Annotated in this window: 14 protein-coding genes; 3 read left to right on the top strand and 11 right to left on the bottom strand. The window is 69.4% G+C overall.

The features are described 5' to 3' along the window. Window positions 1-268 precede the first annotated feature (268 nt). From AB0K67_RS30830 to AB0K67_RS30815, 4 genes are read right to left on the bottom strand one after another with little or no spacing between them, the layout of a single operon-like run. On the bottom strand, window positions 269-1,474 hold the full coding sequence (locus tag AB0K67_RS30830; RefSeq protein WP_364067340.1) for an ROK family transcriptional regulator: 1,206 nt from the start codon (window positions 1,472-1,474) through the stop codon (window positions 269-271). 35 nt (window positions 1,475-1,509) lie between these two features. Continuing rightward, window positions 1,510-2,772, bottom strand: coding sequence for an ABC transporter permease (locus tag AB0K67_RS30825; protein ID WP_364067338.1), 1,263 nt, complete (start codon window positions 2,770-2,772; stop codon window positions 1,510-1,512). Next, a complete protein-coding gene (locus tag AB0K67_RS30820) occupies window positions 2,769-3,533 on the bottom strand; it encodes an ATP-binding cassette domain-containing protein (RefSeq protein WP_364067337.1) in 765 nt (254 codons plus the stop codon). Before AB0K67_RS30820 ends, AB0K67_RS30825 begins: the two co-directional genes overlap by 4 nt. A 57-nt stretch (window positions 3,534-3,590) precedes the next feature. Continuing rightward, the gene (locus tag AB0K67_RS30815; RefSeq protein WP_364067335.1) at window positions 3,591-4,709 is read right to left on the bottom strand and encodes a substrate-binding domain-containing protein; all 1,119 of its coding nucleotides are present in this window, start codon (window positions 4,707-4,709) and stop codon (window positions 3,591-3,593) included. A gap of 269 nt (window positions 4,710-4,978) precedes the next feature. Here AB0K67_RS30815 and AB0K67_RS30810 point away from each other — a divergent pair, with 269 nt between their 5' ends. After that, complete coding sequence (locus AB0K67_RS30810; protein WP_364067333.1) at window positions 4,979-6,028, top strand: hypothetical protein; 1,050 nt, start codon at window positions 4,979-4,981, stop codon at window positions 6,026-6,028. A 243-nt stretch (window positions 6,029-6,271) separates the two neighbouring features. Here AB0K67_RS30810 and AB0K67_RS30805 read toward each other — a convergent pair whose 3' ends face one another. The 3 genes from AB0K67_RS30805 to AB0K67_RS30795 all read right to left on the bottom strand — a co-directional run bounded on the left by AB0K67_RS30805 (window position 6,272) and on the right by AB0K67_RS30795 (window position 11,331). After that, window positions 6,272-6,973, bottom strand: coding sequence for a sulfite exporter TauE/SafE family protein (locus AB0K67_RS30805; protein WP_364067331.1), 702 nt, complete (start codon window positions 6,971-6,973; stop codon window positions 6,272-6,274). Between the two features lie 762 nt (window positions 6,974-7,735). Beyond that, window positions 7,736-10,468, bottom strand: coding sequence for an aconitate hydratase AcnA (acnA, locus tag AB0K67_RS30800; protein WP_364067690.1), 2,733 nt, complete (start codon window positions 10,466-10,468; stop codon window positions 7,736-7,738). Window positions 10,469-10,605: 137 nt separating this feature from the next. Then, window positions 10,606-11,331: a metal-dependent hydrolase gene (locus tag AB0K67_RS30795; protein WP_364067688.1), complete on the bottom strand. Its 726-nt coding sequence runs from the start codon at window positions 11,329-11,331 to the stop codon at window positions 10,606-10,608. A 327-nt stretch (window positions 11,332-11,658) separates the two neighbouring features. Between AB0K67_RS30795 and AB0K67_RS30790 the strand changes: the two genes are divergently transcribed. Continuing rightward, window positions 11,659-12,393: a PadR family transcriptional regulator gene (locus tag AB0K67_RS30790; RefSeq protein ID WP_364067329.1), complete on the top strand. Its 735-nt coding sequence runs from the start codon at window positions 11,659-11,661 to the stop codon at window positions 12,391-12,393. Between the two features lie 5 nt (window positions 12,394-12,398). Beyond that, entirely contained in the window at window positions 12,399-12,953 is a 555-nt protein-coding gene (locus AB0K67_RS30785; protein ID WP_364067327.1) for a DUF1707 domain-containing protein, read from the top strand. A 10-nt stretch (window positions 12,954-12,963) separates the two neighbouring features. Here the strand turns inward: AB0K67_RS30785 and AB0K67_RS30780 are convergent, their stop codons facing one another. The 4 genes from AB0K67_RS30780 to AB0K67_RS30765 are packed head-to-tail and all read right to left on the bottom strand — an operon-like array spanning window position 12,964 to window position 16,668. Further along, window positions 12,964-13,854, bottom strand: coding sequence for an ATP-binding cassette domain-containing protein (locus tag AB0K67_RS30780; protein WP_364067325.1), 891 nt, complete (start codon window positions 13,852-13,854; stop codon window positions 12,964-12,966). Beyond that, entirely contained in the window at window positions 13,854-14,795 is a 942-nt protein-coding gene (locus AB0K67_RS30775; RefSeq protein WP_364067323.1) for an ABC transporter ATP-binding protein, read from the bottom strand. The genes AB0K67_RS30780 and AB0K67_RS30775 overlap by 1 nt, the downstream gene beginning before the upstream one ends. Next, window positions 14,792-15,676: an ABC transporter permease gene (locus AB0K67_RS30770; RefSeq protein WP_364067321.1), complete on the bottom strand. Its 885-nt coding sequence runs from the start codon at window positions 15,674-15,676 to the stop codon at window positions 14,792-14,794. The genes AB0K67_RS30775 and AB0K67_RS30770 overlap by 4 nt, the downstream gene beginning before the upstream one ends. Beyond that, the gene (locus AB0K67_RS30765) at window positions 15,673-16,668 is read right to left on the bottom strand and encodes an ABC transporter permease (protein WP_364067319.1); all 996 of its coding nucleotides are present in this window, start codon (window positions 16,666-16,668) and stop codon (window positions 15,673-15,675) included. Before AB0K67_RS30765 ends, AB0K67_RS30770 begins: the two co-directional genes overlap by 4 nt. Window positions 16,669-16,751: the final 83 nt, after the last annotated feature.

The raw sequence follows: 16,751 nt of genomic DNA, 5'->3' as shown, positions 1-16,751 counted from the left end.
CGACCGCCGCTCTTCCGTCCTTCTCACCCCTCTCCCGGCCGCCTGCCTTCCGTTCTTTCGGCGAAAGAGGGCCGCAGGAGCCGACCCGCCGCCCACCGCTTCCCCGCCGCCGGACTGCCGTCCACCGGGAGGAGAGTGCGCCTCCGGGTTTCTGTCCCCTGAGGGGAGGTGGGGTGGCGAAGGGCCTTCCCGCCGCCGGGCTGCTGTCCCTCGGAGAGGGAGAAGCGCCGCCGGGGCCGCTGTCCTTCCCCAGAGAGGGGCCGGCGGGTCAGCCGTTGGCGCGGGCGAGGACTTCCAAAGGGTCGGACAGGACGTGGGCGAAGGCGAGCTCGGCGGCGCCGACGAGCGGGGCCGAGTCGCCGAGCGCGGACGTGCGCAGGCGGACCCGTTCGCGCTGGTGCGCCATGGCGTGCAAGGCGAGCTGCGAGCGTACCTGCGCGGCCGAGCCGAGGTAGATCTCCCGCAGGATCCCCCCGAAGATCACCAGCTCGGGGTTGAAGATGTTCACCAGGTTCGCGACGCCGAGCCCGAGCCAGTCACCGACCCGGCTGAGCGCCTCCTGGGCCACGATGTCCCCCCGGTCGGCCGCCTCGACGACCTCGCGTACGGCGTCGCGCCCCCGGCGTCCGTCCGCGACCCGCCCGGCCGACTCCAGCAGGGTCCGCTCCCCCACCTCGGCCTCCAGGCAGCCGTGCGAGCCGCAGCCGCAGGCCCGGCCTCCGGGGTTGACCACCATGTGGCCGATCTCGCCGCCGTAGCCGTCGTGCCCGCCGATCAAGTGGCCGCCGGAGATGATGCCGCCGCCGATGCCGACGTCGCCGTGCAGGTAGATGAGGTCGCGTACGGCGACGCCGACCCCGCGGCTGTGCTCGGCGAGCGCGGCCAGGTTGGCGTCGTTGCCCACGCTGACGGGCAGACCGAGGCCGAGCCGCCGCGCCAGCTCCTCCCCGAACGGCACCTCCTCTGCCTGGAGGTTGGGCCCGAAGCTGACGACGCCGTCGGCCTTGCGCACGCCGCCCGACACCGCGGCGGCGGCCCCGACGCAGACGGTGTCGTTCCTGGTCTTGCGGCGCATCTGGCGGGCGAACCCGGCCAGCGTGCCGGTCAGCTCGTCCAGGTCGAAGCGGTCGCGGTCGCGTGCGGCCTCGCGCCGGTCGAGTATCACCCCGCCCAGACCGACGCGGGCCGCGGCGATCCGGTCAGGGCCCACGTCGAAGGCGAAGACGTAGACCCGAGACGACTCCGGCCGCACCACGAGCGAGGGCCGGCCGGCCCGGCCGGTCTCGCGCGGCAGCTCCTCGCGCACCAGCCCAGCGGCGGTGAGGTCGGAGGTCAGCGCCATGATCGTGCTGCGGTTGAGCCCCATCTTCGAGGTCAGCTCGGCCCGCGAGATCGGCCCGCCCAGGTGGACATGGCGCAGCAGGGCGCCGAGGTTGTGGCGCCTGATGTCCTCTTGTGACGGGCCGGCACGCATGGTCTGGGGTTCCTTCAGGGGCTGCGGATCGCTGATCACCTTAAACCAGCGGCCGACGCCCGCTTGCGCGCCAGAGCGTCGACACCCGCCGCGAGCAGCAGGACCGACCCCGTGACCAGGTACTTCACGCTGGAACCGTACCCCATGAGTCCCATGCCGTTTTCGATCACCGCGACCACCGCGCCGCCGAGCACGGCGTCGAGCACCCGGCCCTTGCCGCCGAAGAGGCTGGTGCCGCCGATGACGGCGGCGCCGACCGCGTACAGCAGGACGGAGCTGCCGCCCGTGTTGGGGTCGACGGAGCTGGCGCGCGAGGCGGCCACGATGCCGCCGATGGCGGCCATGGACGAGCAGATCACGAACGCACTGATCTTGATCCGGTCGACGGGGATACCGGCCCTGCGGGCGGCCTCGGCGTTGCCGCCGACCGCGTACAGGTGACGGCCGAACGAGGTGCGGCGCAGCACCACCGTCCAGAAGACCAGCAGCGCGAGGATGATCGGCACCACGATCGGCACGCCGGTGAGCGAGACGAGCGCGGGGTTGCGGCTGCGCTCCAGGTTGAGCGCGGCGACCGCGAGGCCGGCGAACAGCGCCAGCATGCCGACGCGGAAGGCGATCAGCGACAGCGGGTCGGCGGTCAGGCCACGCTTGGTGCGGGTCCTGGCCCTGCGCAGCTGAACGACCGCGAAGACGGCCACGCAGACCGCGTACAGCACCCAGCCGAGCCACGGCGGCAGGTTCTTGTTGGCGATGGCGACGACCACGCTGTCGCGGATGGAGATGTTGGTGCCCTCGTCGACCAGCACCAGGACCAGGCCCTGGAAGGCGAGGAAGGCCGCGAGCGTGACCACGAACGACGGGATGCCGACCTTGGCGACCAGGGTGCCGAGCACGGTGCCGATGACGACGCCGGTGAGGATGGCCGCCAGCATGCAGACGTACCACGGCAGGCCGAGCTCGGTCAGCGTGACGGCGAGCACGGCCGCGCACACGCCGCTCGCGAACCCGGCCGACAGGTCGATCTCGCCGAGCAGCAGCACGAACACCAGGCCCATCGCGATGAGCGTGATGGCCGCTCCCTGGGTGAACAGGTTGGCGAAGTTGATCGCCGTGACGAAGGACGGCCGCGCCACGGCGAAGACCGCGCAGAGCACGACCAGGCCGAGCACGGCGGGCAGCGCGCCCATGTCACCGCCGCGCACCCGCTGCATGTAGGCGAGGAAGCTGTTCTTGATGGACGGAGTCTGCGCCGCCTCGACGATGGCCTCGCCGGGTAGTTCTTTGACCTTGTTCATGAGGTGACCCCGTTCTTGAGGCCCAGATCGCCGCTGCGGCCTGATGTGATCAGTTCGACGACCTGCGCGTGCGTCACGTCGGCGGTCTTGACCTGGGCGGCCATCCTGCCGAGGTAGAGCGCCGCGATCCGGTCGGAGACGGCGAACACGTCGTTCATGTTGTGGGAGATGAGCACGACGGCCAGGCCGGTGTCGGCGAGCCTGCGCACCAGCTCGAGCACCTGCGCCGTCTGGGCCACGCCCAGCGCCGCCGTCGGCTCGTCGAGGATGACGACCTTGCTGTTCCACAGCACGGCCTTGGCGATGGCCACGGTCTGCCGCTGCCCGCCGGACAGGCTGGAGACCTGCTGCCTGATGGACTTGACGGTACGGACGGACAGGTCGCTGAGCGTCCGCTCGGCCAGCTCCTCCATGGTGTCCTCGTCCAGGAGGATGCCGTTCTTGCGCTCGCGGCCGAGGAACATGTTCTGGACGATGTCCAGGTTGTCGCACAGGGCGAGGTCCTGGTAGACGATCTCGATGCCCAGCTCGGCCGCGTCGCGCGGGCTGTTGATCTGCACCTCTTTGCCGTCGAAGAGCATCTGGCCGGCGTCGATGGGGTGGATGCCGCCGATGCACTTGACCAGGGTGGACTTGCCTGCGCCGTTGTCGCCGACGAGGGCTGTGACCTGGCCGGCGTACGCGGCGAACTCGACCTCGTGCAGGACCTTCACCGGGCCGAAGCTCTTGTCGATCCCGCGCACTTCAAGGAGGGGGGTCATGGATCTCCCTAAACGGGGGTACGGCCGGGCCGGTGACGCCGGCCGCACCCCGCCGCGTCATTGAATGCCAGCTTCAGTGCACTTCTCGGCGAACTCGCCGGTGCACAGTTCCTCCTTGGTGACGTAGCCGTCGGCCACCACGTCCTTGACGTTGTCGAAGTAGATGGCCTGCGGCTCCATCAGCTCGGATGGCACGTCCTGGCCCGTCTCCGGGTCCTTGACGCTGCCGCTCGTCGTGGGCTTCTCACCCTTGGCCAGCGCGACCGCGAGCTTGGCGGCGGCGTCGGCCTCCTTCTTGACGGCCTTGTACACGGTCATGCACTGGTCGCCCGCGAGGATGTTCTGCAGGCCCTGGACGGTGGCGTCCTGGCCGGTCACCGGCACCTTGCCGTTGAGGTTGTTCTTCTTCAGCACGGTGATGGCGGCGTTGCCGAGGCCGTCGTTGGCGGCCAGCACGCCGGCGATCTTCGGCTCCTGGGTCAGCATCTGCTCGAAGATCGTCCCGGCCTGGCTGTTGTCCCAGTCGGGCACCGACTGGTCGGGGCCCTTGACGTACTCGCCGGAGTCGAACTTCGGCTTGAGCACGCTGTCGTAGCCCTCCTTGAACAGCGTCGCGTTGTTGTCGGTCGGCGAGCCGTTCAGGTAGGCGACGATGGGCTTGTCCGCCTTCTTGTCGGTCAGGCACTTGACCAGGCCTTCGCCCTGGAGCTTGCCGACCTTGGTGTTGTCGAAGCTGACGTAGTACGCCGCGCCGCCGCCCAGCGTCAGCCGGTCGTAGTCGATCGTGGCCACGCCCTGGGACTTGGCCTTCTCGATGACGGTCTTACCGGTGCCGCTGTCCAGGTTGACGATCATCAAAACGGTGGCGCCGTTCGTGATCATCTGGTCGGCGATGGTCTGGAACTGCGTCTTGTCGTTCTGCGCGTTCTGGATGTCGTACTCGACACCCGCGGCCTTGAACGCCTCTTCGAGGTACTTGCGGTCCGCCGTCTCCCAACGGGCGGAGGACTTGCTGTCCGGCAGGATCACGCCGATCTTGCCCACCGCACCCGAGGCCGAGGCCGATGCCGAGTCCGTTGTCGTGGTCGTGGTCTGACCGCTGTCGCCCCCGCAGGCGGTGAGACCGAGGGCGAGCGCTGCTGCCGAGGCGGTCAGGCTGAGGATCCCCTTGCGCATGGTGCAGGGTCCTTTCTTCCGGAAGGGGCCCGGATGAATGTTGTTTGCGGCAACGTATTCCGGGACGAACCAGTTGTGAAGGGGATTGAAGGCCCGAATTTGTTGTTTCGGGTAACAATCCAGAAACGTCGCCTCAACCTTCCGGACGCCTGCCGGCCGCCCGCTGTGAGGATCGCCTCGGGAGGCGACCACGGAGTGCCGGGTCGGTGGGAGCGCGGTTGTTGGTAGGTTTGGGCCACTTTGTGACGCTTTACGGAAGGTGCGAGAAGGTGCAGCGGTTCGGACGCGTGGCCGGTGGCGTGCTCGCCGGATGCCTGGTGGCGGGCTGCTCCGGCCTGCCGGGACTCGACCCCACGGCGGCGTGGAAGGCGGCGGAGTCCGCGACCGCGTCGCCCAAGGCGTCCGGGACGTCGCAGACACCCAAGCCGTCGCCGTCCGCGACCGAGCAGCCGCTGACGGCCCAGGCGGTGATCGCCGACTACATCGAGCGCAACAACAAGGCCAACAAGACGCTCGACGACAAGCTGCTGGCCACGTACGAGGGCGGCTCCAGCCTCGCCATCGACAAGGCCGGCTACCTGTCGGCGCGCAGGCTGGGCACCAAGGCGGGCGACTACAAGCCGTTCGAGTACGTCAAGGCCACGTTCGTCGCGCCGGCCTCCAAGCGGTGGTTCCTGGCGACGGCGTACTGGAAGCGGGCCAAGGAGACCGCGAAGGACCCCACGTACCTGCTCTTCGCACACCAGGACGGCGCGTGGAAGCAGGTCTATGCCCCCGACATCTCCGAGGCGCTCGACGCCGGCGACCTGCCGAAGATCCAGAAGGACGCCTCCGGCGCGGCTGCCGAGGTGGACCAGGCCGACGGGACCGGCCTGCTCATGTCGCCCGCCCAGTTCGCCAGGAACTACTCGGTGCACCTGACGGGCAAGGGCTCGAACGCCGCCAAGAGCCGCTTCGCCTCCGACGAGCTCACCACCGACGCCGCCAGCAGCCGCGCCAACATGCGGCAGTTCGCCAAGGTGACCGAGCACGTCGCGCCGGCCAAGGAGTATCCGTCGTACGCGCTGCGCACGGCCGACGGGGGCGCGCTCGTCTTCACCACATTCGCGCGCACCCAGGTGTACGACGTGCACCAGGGCCCGCAGCGCTACTACGTCTACCGGAAGAACAGCGGCCTGCTGCGGGGCAAGTACTACAAGTACATAAAGGTGGGCGAGCTGCTGCAGGTGGCGGCGCACATCCCGCCCAAGAGCGCCTCCCCCGCCCAGGTCAAGGTGATCGGCGCCTACACCGGGATGGTCGCCGGCCGCGGCGAGTGACGGCACGCGGGAGCCCGCGGCGCTGAGCGGGCGCCTTCGGGGCTTGCGCCTTGGGGCCCGTGCGGTTTGATACCTGCGCCCCTTGAGGCCCGCGCGTTGAGGGCCCGTGCGTTGAGGGCCTGCGCCCCTTGAGGGCCCGTGCGTTGAGGCTGCGCCCGTTCCGGTCCGCGTCTGGGGCCGGGGCGGGCGCAGAGGGCTCCGCGAAGCTCAGGGCGGAGCTCAGGGCGGAGCTCAGGGCGGAGCTCAGGCGAGGGCCTGGCCGAGCACGTTCTGCACGATCAGGCCGACCGCCGAGGCCGCCGCCACGATGAGGACGGCCGTACGCACCTTGCCGCCGTCGAGGTAACGCCGCAGCGGCCCGGACACGAGGAACCCGAGCAGCATCGGCACGATCAGCGCCCCGCCCACCAGCAGCGCCCCGGACGGCAGCTCGTCCACGATCGCGAGGATGACCAGCGACTGGACGGCGCTCAGGAAGAAGAACATCGCCAGCGTGGCCCGGATCTGCGGCCCCTTGGCGTTCTGGTAGACGAGCGCGATGGGCGGGCCGCCGATGCCGGTCGCGGTGCCGGTGACCCCTGACACGAACCCGGCCGAGGTGACGGTGAGCGCGTTGCGCGGCACGCTCATGGCCCGCGCCGTCAGCGCCACGGCGACGAGCACCATGACCGCGACGAAGATGCTCCGGGCGTGTACGGAAACGTAGACGACGATGATCGCGCCGAGCGCACTGCCCGGCAGTCTCCCGAGCACCGCGAACCCGAGCCCTCGCCAGTCCACCCGCCGCCACTCCACGGCCAGCGTGAACAGCGGCAACGTCATGTTGACGACCTGCACGGCACCGGGCATGAGGTCGGGGGCGAGCAACGTGAGCAGCGGCGCGGCGACCAGTCCGAGCCCGAACCCCACGGCCCCTTGGACGATCGCCCCCACGAAAACCGCCACACTACCGACTATCAGCACCAATGCCAGATTCGCCATGCAGGCGAGTCAACCACTGCTCCTCTCCGTTGCTTTCACCACCACGAGAGAGACCGCACGGTCGCCGCGCTCCTCGCGACCACCGCCCCGCAGCCCGGCTTGCCCGCGGCACGCGAACCCTCTCCCCACCGCCTGCGACACGTGGCCGGCTCCAGCCCGCGAGGTGTCCTGACTCCTCCTGACGACGCGACCGGCCGGACACAGGTGGCACGGCACGCCGGGCGCGGAGAACACAAGAGCCGCCCAGCGGGGATTGTCCCGCAGGGCGGCTCTTGATGTGTTCGGGTGGTTCCCCCGAGACGGGCGCGTGAGGATCGCGCCCAACCCCCGGCACGCCGGCCAAGGGCTCCCGTCCCCCCGCCCAGGCTCATGACCGGAACAGGAACACGGGAAGCTGTCCGTCTCACCGGACGTGCGGTGAGCCCGGCTCGCACAACGCCACGTACGCGCCGCCGCATTCCGCCGGCATCCGTGTCCTTCGTCACGCGCTCCCAAGAACGTCACGGACTCCCACGAAGGAGTGCCACGCGTGCGCGGCCGACGCCAAGGCACGCGTGCCCGGACACGTGGCCCTGACGAAGGCACGCCCGCGAGAGGCCGTGAGCCCCACGGGCGGACACCCCCGCGAGGGCAGCGGCCCGACAAGAGCGGCAGGCGCGTGAGTGCGGCCCGCGGACGCCGGTGGTCACCCGCGACCGCGGCGCTGCGGGCCGCACTCCTACGGCGTCACTTGGCGAGCAGCGAGCGCAGCACGTACTGCATGATGCCGCCGTGCCGGTAGTAGTCGGCCTCACCCGGCGTGTCGATGCGGACGATCGCGTCGAACTCGACGTCGCCGGCCTTGACGTGGACGGTGCGCGGGATGCCGCCCTTGTTGAGCTCCTCGACGCCGGTGATGTCGAAGGTCTCCTCGCCGGTCAGGCCGAGCGACGCGGCCGAGGCGCCCTCCGGGAACTGCAGCGGCAGCACGCCCATGCCGATGAGGTTGGAGCGGTGGATGCGCTCGTACGACTCGGCGATGACGGCGCGGACGCCGAGCAGCGCGGTGCCCTTGGCGGCCCAGTCGCGGGAGGAGCCGGAGCCGTACTCCTTGCCGGCCAGGACGACCAGCGGGATGCCGGCGGCGGCGTAGTTGACCGAGGCGTCGTAGATGAACGTCACGGGCCCGTCGGGCTGGGTGAAGTCGCGGGTGTAGCCGCCTTCGGTGCCGGGCGCGATCTGGTTGCGCAGGCGGATGTTGGCGAACGTGCCGCGGATCATCACCTCGTGGTTGCCACGCCGCGAGCCGTAGGAGTTGAAGTCCTTCACCTCGACGCCATTGGCCTGGAGGTACTGGGCGGCGGGGGTGCCGACCTTGATGGAGCCGGCGGGCGAGATGTGGTCGGTGGTGACGGAGTCGCCGACCTTGACGAGCACGCGGGCGCCGTGGATGTCGCGCACGGGCTCCGGCTTCTCCGGCATGCCGTCGAAGTACGGGGCCTTGCGGACGTAGGTGGAGTCGGGGTCCCACTCGAAGGTGTCGCCGGTCGGGACCGGCAGCGAGCGCCAGTGCTCGTCGCCCTTGAACACGTCGGCGTAGTCACGCTCGAACATGTCGCGGCCGATCGAGGAGTTGACCACGGCGGCGACCTCTTCCGGCGACGGCCAGATGTCGCGCAGGTAGACCGGCTCGCCGTCGTTGCCGATGCCGAGCGGCTCGTTGTTGAGGTCGATGTCCATGGTGCCGGCCAGCGCGTACGCCACGACGAGCGGCGGCGAGGCCAGGTAGTTCATCTTGACGTCGGGGTTGATGCGGCCTTCGAAGTTCCGGTTGCCCGACAGCACGGCGGTGACGGCCAGGTCGTTGGCCTGGATGGCCTCGCTGATCTCGGGGAGCAGCGGCCCGGAGTTGCCGATGCAGGTGGTGCAGCCGTAGCCGACGAGGTTGAAGCCGATCTTGTCGAGGTACGGCTGGAGCCCGGAACGCTCGAAGTAGCCGGTGACGACCTGCGAACCGGGGGCCAGGGAGGTCTTGACCCACGGCTTGCGGGTGAGGCCCTTCTCCACGGCGTTGCGGGCCAGCAGGGCCGCGCCGAGCATGACGTACGGGTTGGAGGTGTTGGTGCAGGAGGTGATCGCGGCGATCGAGACGATGCCGTGGTCGATCTCGCACGACGTGCCGTCGGCGAGCGTCACGGTGACCGGCTTGTGGGGCCGGCCGTTGGCGCTGGCGTTGGAGGCGGGCGAGTCGGAGGCGGGGAAGCTCTCCTCGGAGGCCTCGTCCACATCGTCGGTGACGTAGTTGTGAACGTCGCGGCGCCAGGTCTCCTTGGCGTCCGACAGCTGGATGCGGTCCTGCGGGCGCTTGGGGCCGGCGATGGACGGCACGACGGTGCTCAGGTCGAGCTCGATGTACTCGGAGAAGACCGGCTCGGGCGCCGACGGGTCGAGCCACAGGCCCTGGGCCTTGGCGTACGCCTCGACGAGGGCGATCTGCTCCTCGGAGCGGCCGGTCAGGCGCAGGTAGTCGATGGTCTGGCCGTCGATGGGGAAGATGGCGCAGGTGGAGCCGAACTCGGGGCTCATGTTGCCGATGGTGGCGCGGTCGGCCAGCGGCACCGAGGAGACGCCCTCGCCGTAGAACTCGACGAACTTGCCGACGACGCCGTGCTTGCGCAGGATCTCGGTGATCGTCAGCACGAGGTCGGTGGCGGTGGCGCCGGCGGGCAGCTTGCCGCTGAGCTTGAAGCCGACGACGCGCGGGATGAGCATGGAGATCGGCTGGCCGAGCATGGCGGCCTCGGCCTCGATGCCGCCGACGCCCCAGCCGAGCACGCCGATGCCGTTCTCCATCGTGGTGTGGGAGTCGGTGCCGACGCAGGTGTCGGGGTAGGCCTTGCCGTCGCGGGTCATGACGACGCGCGCGAGGTGCTCGATGTTGACCTGGTGGACGATGCCGGTGCCGGGCGGCACGACCTTGAACTCGTCGAAGGCGGTCTGGCCCCAGCGCAGGAACTGGTAGCGCTCGCGGTTGCGCTCGTACTCGCGCTCGACGTTGCGCTGGAAGGCGTCGGGGTGGCCGAAGTAGTCGACGATGACGGAGTGGTCGATGACCATCTCGGCGGGCGCCAGCGGGTTGATGCGCGACGGGTCGCCGCCGAGGTCGCGCACGGCCTCGCGCATGGTGGCCAGGTCGACGACGCAGGGCACGCCGGTGAAGTCCTGCATGATGACGCGGGCGGGCGTGAACTGGATCTCCACGCTCGGGGTCGCGTGGGGGTCCCAGTTGCTCAGCGCCCGGATGTGGTCGGCGGTGATGTTGGCGCCGTCCTCGGTGCGGAGGAGGTTCTCCAGCAGGATCTTCAGGCTGTACGGGAGACGTGCGGCGCCCTCGACGGCATCCAGCCGGAAGATCTCATATGACGCGTCGCCGACGCGGAGCGTGTCACGGCTGCCGAAGCTGTTCGCGGACACGATGATTCGCCTCCTCCATAGACAGGTGTTCAGACAGAATCCTGCCGCACTGCGGAAGCGGACAGCACGTTAGGTGCGCCTAACTCGCAGGCCGCGGCGGATGTCTCGACATCAAGATATCTACAGAATATCTCGACATCAAGTTAAACGGGCGCAAGCCGCCAGAAGAGCAGGCCGACGATGACGACCGACAGGATCGGCGCGAGGATCTTCTGCTCGAACTTCCTGCCGGTCTTGATGCCGATCTTCCACGGCAGCACGAACTTCACCCCCAGCGGCCAGAGCACCGGGCAGCCCCGTTCGGTCATGCAGTCGCCCACGACGTGGATGAAGCAGCCGACGCCGACGGCCAGGCCGAGCCAGGCGTATCCGACGTTGAGCGAGAGGAAGACCGCGTACAGGCCGGCGGTGAGGCCGATGTTGATCATCGCGGAGCCGAGCTTGTTGCCCGGGATGCCGACGCCGATGGCCCGCAGGGAGAGCCCGATGAGCAGGACGACCATGATGTCGCGCCCGAGCGGATAGGTGTTGGCCAGCCAGTGCGCCCCCAGTCCGAGCCCGACCGCGAACAGCAGGGAGTGGGTGGCCCCTCGGTGCCCGCCGCTGAGCCAGGAGACGAGCTTGCTCAGCGCCCACGTGATCGGCCCGAACGTCTGCGCGATGGTGGCGCTGGGATGGTCGAGGTCGGGCAGCATGGCCGCCCCCGCGCAGATGATGGCGCCGGCGATCAGCTCGGCAGGGGTGAGCGCGGTGGCCATGATGCCGGTCTCGACCCACCGGGTGGACTCGTTCAGCAGCGGGAGCGCGGCGAGCGGCGGCGCCAGCCCCAGCCATGCGATGGCCCCGGTCATCGCGTGAGTGTGCCCCATCATGATCCGGGACTGTACGGCAAAGCGGCTCTTTACGCGCCCGCCGGCGCCGGGCGGGAAGTGGAGTGTGGCGCGCACGCGCACGCTCGAAAACCCTGGAAACCCCTGAAAACGCAGACGAGGTCGTCTCCGCGGCGACAGCACCCCCCAGCCCTGCCGACGCGGAACGACCTCGTCTGCTGGGTTCAACGGTGACTTCCCGGATCCTGTTCCCCGGATTCCGCAACTTTTTCGTGATCTGGCTCACACCCGTCCGTGACTTGTCTGTCGACATGTTCTCGATATATCTTTGACGCATCGAGACTGAGTCACGATATAGGAGGAGATATGACTCACCACATGGCGGCGGGCGGAGCCTGGTTCGGCGCGCACGACTACAAGCGCGCGGCCCGCGAGGCGTTCCAGGCGATGGCCGACGCTTTCGAGCAGATCGGCGGGCGCAGGGGCGGCCCGCACCGCGGTCCCCACCACGGCCCGCACCATGGCGGCCCGCACGAGCACCGGCATCGCGGCAGAGGCGGCCCGTTCCCGTTCGACTTCGGGCGCGGCCCCTGGGGGCCCGGCCCGTGGGGCGGGCGCGGCTGGGGCGGCGGCCGCGGCCGCAAGGCCAAGCGGGGCGACGTGCGCGCCGCGATCCTGGCCCTGCTCGCCGAGGAGCCGCGCAACGGCTACCAGATCATCCAGGAGATCGCCGAGCGCAGCGAGGGCGGCTGGAAGCCCAGCCCCGGCGCCGTCTACCCGGCGCTCCAGCAGCTCACCGACGAGGGCCTGGTGATCTCGGAGGAGAACGAGGGCCGCAAGACCTTCCGGCTCACCCAGGAAGGGCGCGACTACATCGAGGCGCACGCCGACGAGGTCCGCGCGCCGTGGGACGAGATGCGTCCCGACATCGACGACAACACCGCCGATCTCTGGCACATCACCCGGCAGTCGGCATTCGCCATGATGCAGATTCTCCAGACCGGAAACGACGCACAAATCCGCGAAGCGCGTAAGACTCTGGTTGAGACCCGGCGCAAGCTCTACCAGATCCTGGCGGACGACGACCCGGGCGAGGAGTGAGAACGATGGCCGGCGCCGCGCTGGACAGCCGGTACGGAGAGAGCGAGGTAACCGTCATGGACGCCAGAGATCTCCGCATCGGCGACGCCGAACGCGAGCAGACCATGGCCGCTCTGCGCGAGCACTTCGCGCAGGGCCGGCTCACCCACGAGGAGCTCGACGAGCGCCTCGACCGCACGTTGGCCGCCAAGACCGCTCGCGAGCTCGCCGAGGTGACGGCCGACCTGCCGGGCGGGCGGCCGTCACCCCACGGGCCCGCCTACCAGGAGCCGGCGAGCCCGTACGTGATGAGCGACTGGCACGCCGCCATGCACGCGCACCGCCGGCAGATGGAGGCCATGCGCCACGCCCACCGGGACATGCGCCACCACATGCGGGGCTGGCACGGGCACATGCGCCGCCACCGGCGCGGGCCGCACCCGCTGGTGCCGATGCTGACCATGCTGCTGTTCCTCAGCCTGATCTTCGGCGGCTTCGGCGTCTTCAAGGCGCTGCTCGTGCTCTGGCTGGGCGCGCTGGTCTTCAGCCTGGCGCACCGGCGCTTCCACCGCCGCGGCTGACGCGGCCCGCTCAGACCTCGCCGGAGGGGCAGGACGGCAGGGCGGCGCAGGCCACGAAGTGCCCCGGCGCGGCCTCAAGCAGGCCGCCCGTGCCGCCCCGCTCGTGATAGAGGCAGGAGTCGACCGGCACCGCGTCGTCCCACGACTCGTGCAGGCGCGGCACCGCCGACAGCAGCTCGCGCGTGTACGGGTGCAGCGGGTCGCCGAACACCTCGTCGGTCGGCCCCATCTCGGCCACCTTGCCCCTGCGCAGCACCACGGTCCGCTCGGCCAGGTACGTGCCGAGCGACAGGTCGTGGGTGATGTAGAGCACGCCGAGGCCCCTGGTCTTGAGCTCGGCCAGCAGGTTGAGCACGTCGATGCGGGTGGAGGCGTCGAGCATGCTGGTGATCTCGTCGGCGACCAGCAGCTTGATGTCGAGCAGCAGCGCGCGGGCGATGAGCAGCCGCTGCAGCTGCCCGCCGCTGAGCTGGTGCGGGTACTTCCCCAGCACCTGGGCGGGGTTGAGCCGCACGTCGCGCAGCGACGTCTCGACCCGCTCGGCCCACTCGGCGGCGGGCACGCCCGGATAGTACGCCTCCTTGATCATCGCGAACACCCGGTCCGCCTTGAACACCGGGTTGAACGAGCTGAACGGGTCCTGGAAGATCCCCTGCACGTGCCGGTAGTACTCCTTGCCCGCCCGCACCGGCCGCCCGTCGAAGGTGATCGTGCCGCTGGTGACGGGGTGGAGCCCGAGGATCATCCGGCCGATCGTGCTCTTGCCGCTGCCGCTCTCCCCGATCAGGGAGACGACCTCGCCGGGCACGACGTCGAAGCTCACGCCCTTGACGGCCGCGACGGTCTTACCGCCGAACGCGCCGATCTTGTATTCCTTGGTGACCTCGCGCAGTGTCAGCATCAGGCCTTCCAGCAGGCTACGTGGTGGTCGGGGGCGAGCTCGGCCACCGGCGGATCCTCGGCGCACTCCTCGCCCGCGATCGGGCACCGGTCGCGGAACCGGCAGCCGGCGGGCGGGTTGAGCAGCGACGGCGGGGCGCCGGCGATGCCTTCGAGCCGCCGGTCGGCGTAGCGCACGCCGACCTCGGGCAGGGATTCCAGCAGCAGCTTCGTGTACGGGTGCCGCGGCGACTTGATGATCACGTCGGACGGCGCCTTCTCGGCGAGGCGGCCGGCGTACATGACCATGATCGTGTCGGCGAGGTGGTGGGTGAGCGCGAGGTCGTGCGTGACGAAGATCATGCTTTTGACGTAGCCGCTGTCCCTGAAGCCGAGCAGGGCGCGCGTGACGGCTTTCTGCGTGGAGACGTCGAGCGCGGAGGTGACCTCGTCGGCGATCAGCAGGGACGGGTCGAGCAGCGTCGAGATGACCATCACCATGCGCTGCTTCATGCCGCCCGACAGCTCGATCGGATAGCGGTCGAGCACCTCGCGGGGCAGCCCCACCTGGTCCATGCGGCGTTCCAGCTCGGCCAGGTCGAGGGTGGCGCCGCGCGAGGCGAGCAGCTCGGTGACCATCTTGCGGATCTTGCGGGTGGGGTTGAGCGCGCTCATGGCGTACTGCGGGATGAGCGAGACCTCGTGGAAGCGGAACTCGTTCATCTTGCGGTCGTCGTCGATGGGCAGCTCGCGGCCGTCGAGCACGACCGTGCCGCCGACGCGGCGCATGCGGCCGTCCATGCGGATGAGCGACTTGCCGAGCGTGCTCTTGCCGCAGCCGGACTCGCCGACCAGGCCGAGGATCTCGCCGTCGCGCAGTTCGAAGGTCATGCCGTCGAGTGCGCGTACGTCGCCCCTGAGCGTCCTGTAGTACACCTTCAGCTCGCTGACCTGCAGGCTCATGTCTCCCTCAGCTTCGGGTTGAAGACCTCGTCGAGGCCGACGTTGGCCACGTACAGGGCGCCCACGATGGCGGTGATGGCCGCTCCCGGCGGCACGAACCACCACCACATGCCGAGTTGCAGCGCGCTCCATTGATGGGCGTTCTGCAACATCAGCCCGAGCGAGACGCCCTCCGTGGGTCCGAGCCCGATGAAGTCGAGCGAGGAACCGATCAGCACCGAGCCGCCGAACAGCAGGATGAACGTCATGAACAGGTAGGAGCTCATGTTCGGCGCGATCTCCCTGACGATGATCCGCCAGGTGCCCGCGCCGCTCATCCTGGCCAGGTCCACGAACTCCCTGGTACGCAGCGAGAACGTCTGCGCCCTGATCGCCCGCGCCGCCCACGGCCACTGCGTGAGCCCGATGAACAGGCCCTGCACGGCCACGCTGCGGATGCCCAGGTAGGCGTTGATGATGAGCAGCACGGCGAGGGTGGGGATGACCAGCACGACGTTGGTCAGCATGTTGAGGACCTCGTCGATGATGCCGCCGCGGTAGCCGGCCACGAACCCGATGGCCATGCCGATGACCGCGGCGATCCCGCCGCCGATCACCCCCACCACGAAGGTGGCCCGCAGACCGTGCACGAACTGCAGGAACACGTCCTGCCCGAACGTGGTGGTGCCGAGCCAGTGCTCGCCGCTCGGCGGGCTCATCGGCTGCGGGCCGTAGTCGTTGGGATTGCCGCTCACCAGCAGCGGCCCCAGCAGGCCGAGCAGCAGCAGCGCGGCCACGATGCCGAAGCCGGCCATGAGCTTGGCGTTGCGCACCGCGAAGTGCAGCGCCTCGCGCCGCACGCCGGCCGGCTCGTGCGGCGCGACGTCCTGGATCACGCTCATGCCTGGGCACCCGCCATTCCCGCCCTGGTCCGCGGATCGACCACGACGTAGACGATGTCGATGATGAAGTTGGCGATCAGCACGCCGAGCACGATGAACAGGAACGTGCCCTGCAGCAGGAAGAAGTCCTTGTTCTGGATCGCCTTGAGAATGAGGCTGCCGAGCCCCGGATACGCGAAGACGATCTCGGTGACCAGCGCGCCCGCCACCAGCGTGCCGAGCTGCAGGGCCAGGCCGGTGACCTGGGGCAGCACCGCGTTGCGGAAGGCGTAGCGGCGGATGAGCCTGCTGGGCGCGCCGAGCGCCGCCAGGTAGTTGGAGTAGTCGGATTCGAGCTCGTAAATGATCATGTTGCGCATGCCGATGGCCCAGCCGCCCAGCGCCACCAGGAACAGCGACAGGAAGGGCAGCGCCCAGTGGTGCAGCAGGTCGAGCAGGAACGTCCACGACCAGGTGGGCCGCATCGAGAAGCTGTAGCCGCCGGCCACCGGGAACCAGCCGAGCAGCACACCGAGCCCCCAGGCCAGCAGCACCGCCAGCCACATGTAGGGCATGGCGGTCAGCACGTACCCGACGGGGAGCACGGTGTTGTCGAGCAGCTTGCGGCGGGCGGCGTACGCGCCGAACTGGTTGCCCACCACCCAGCTGAGCAGCACCGACGGGACGATCAGCCCCAGCGTGTACGGCACCGCCTGCATGATCACGTCGGCGACCGGGGTGGGGAACAGCCAGATGCTCACCCCGAAGTCGCCGCGCAGCAGCGTGCCCCAGAAGTTGAGGTACTGCTGCCAGAGCGGCTGGTCGAGGCCGAAGAGATTCGTGTAGTAGGCCCGCATGGCCTCGACGGCCTCGGGCTTGGTGACGTTGGCCCGTGCGACCATGCTGGCGACCGGGTCGCCCGGCATGAAGCGCGGGATCATCCAGTTGACCGTGACGGCGACGAAGAAGGTCAGTCCGTAGATGAGCAGTTTCCTGCCGAAGTAACGACGCACAGGTATGTGTCTCCAAAGCGGCCCCTCCGCCTCCTATGAGAGGGGGCGGAGGCGGAGGAGCAGGGGAGGTTCTCTCGGTCAGC

The sequence above is a fragment of the Nonomuraea sp. NPDC052634 genome (assembly GCF_040678535.1).
In the GTDB taxonomy this organism is placed as follows: Bacteria; Actinomycetota; Actinomycetes; order Streptosporangiales; family Streptosporangiaceae; genus Nonomuraea; species Nonomuraea fastidiosa.
This window is presented reverse-complemented; position numbering and strand designations above follow the sequence as displayed.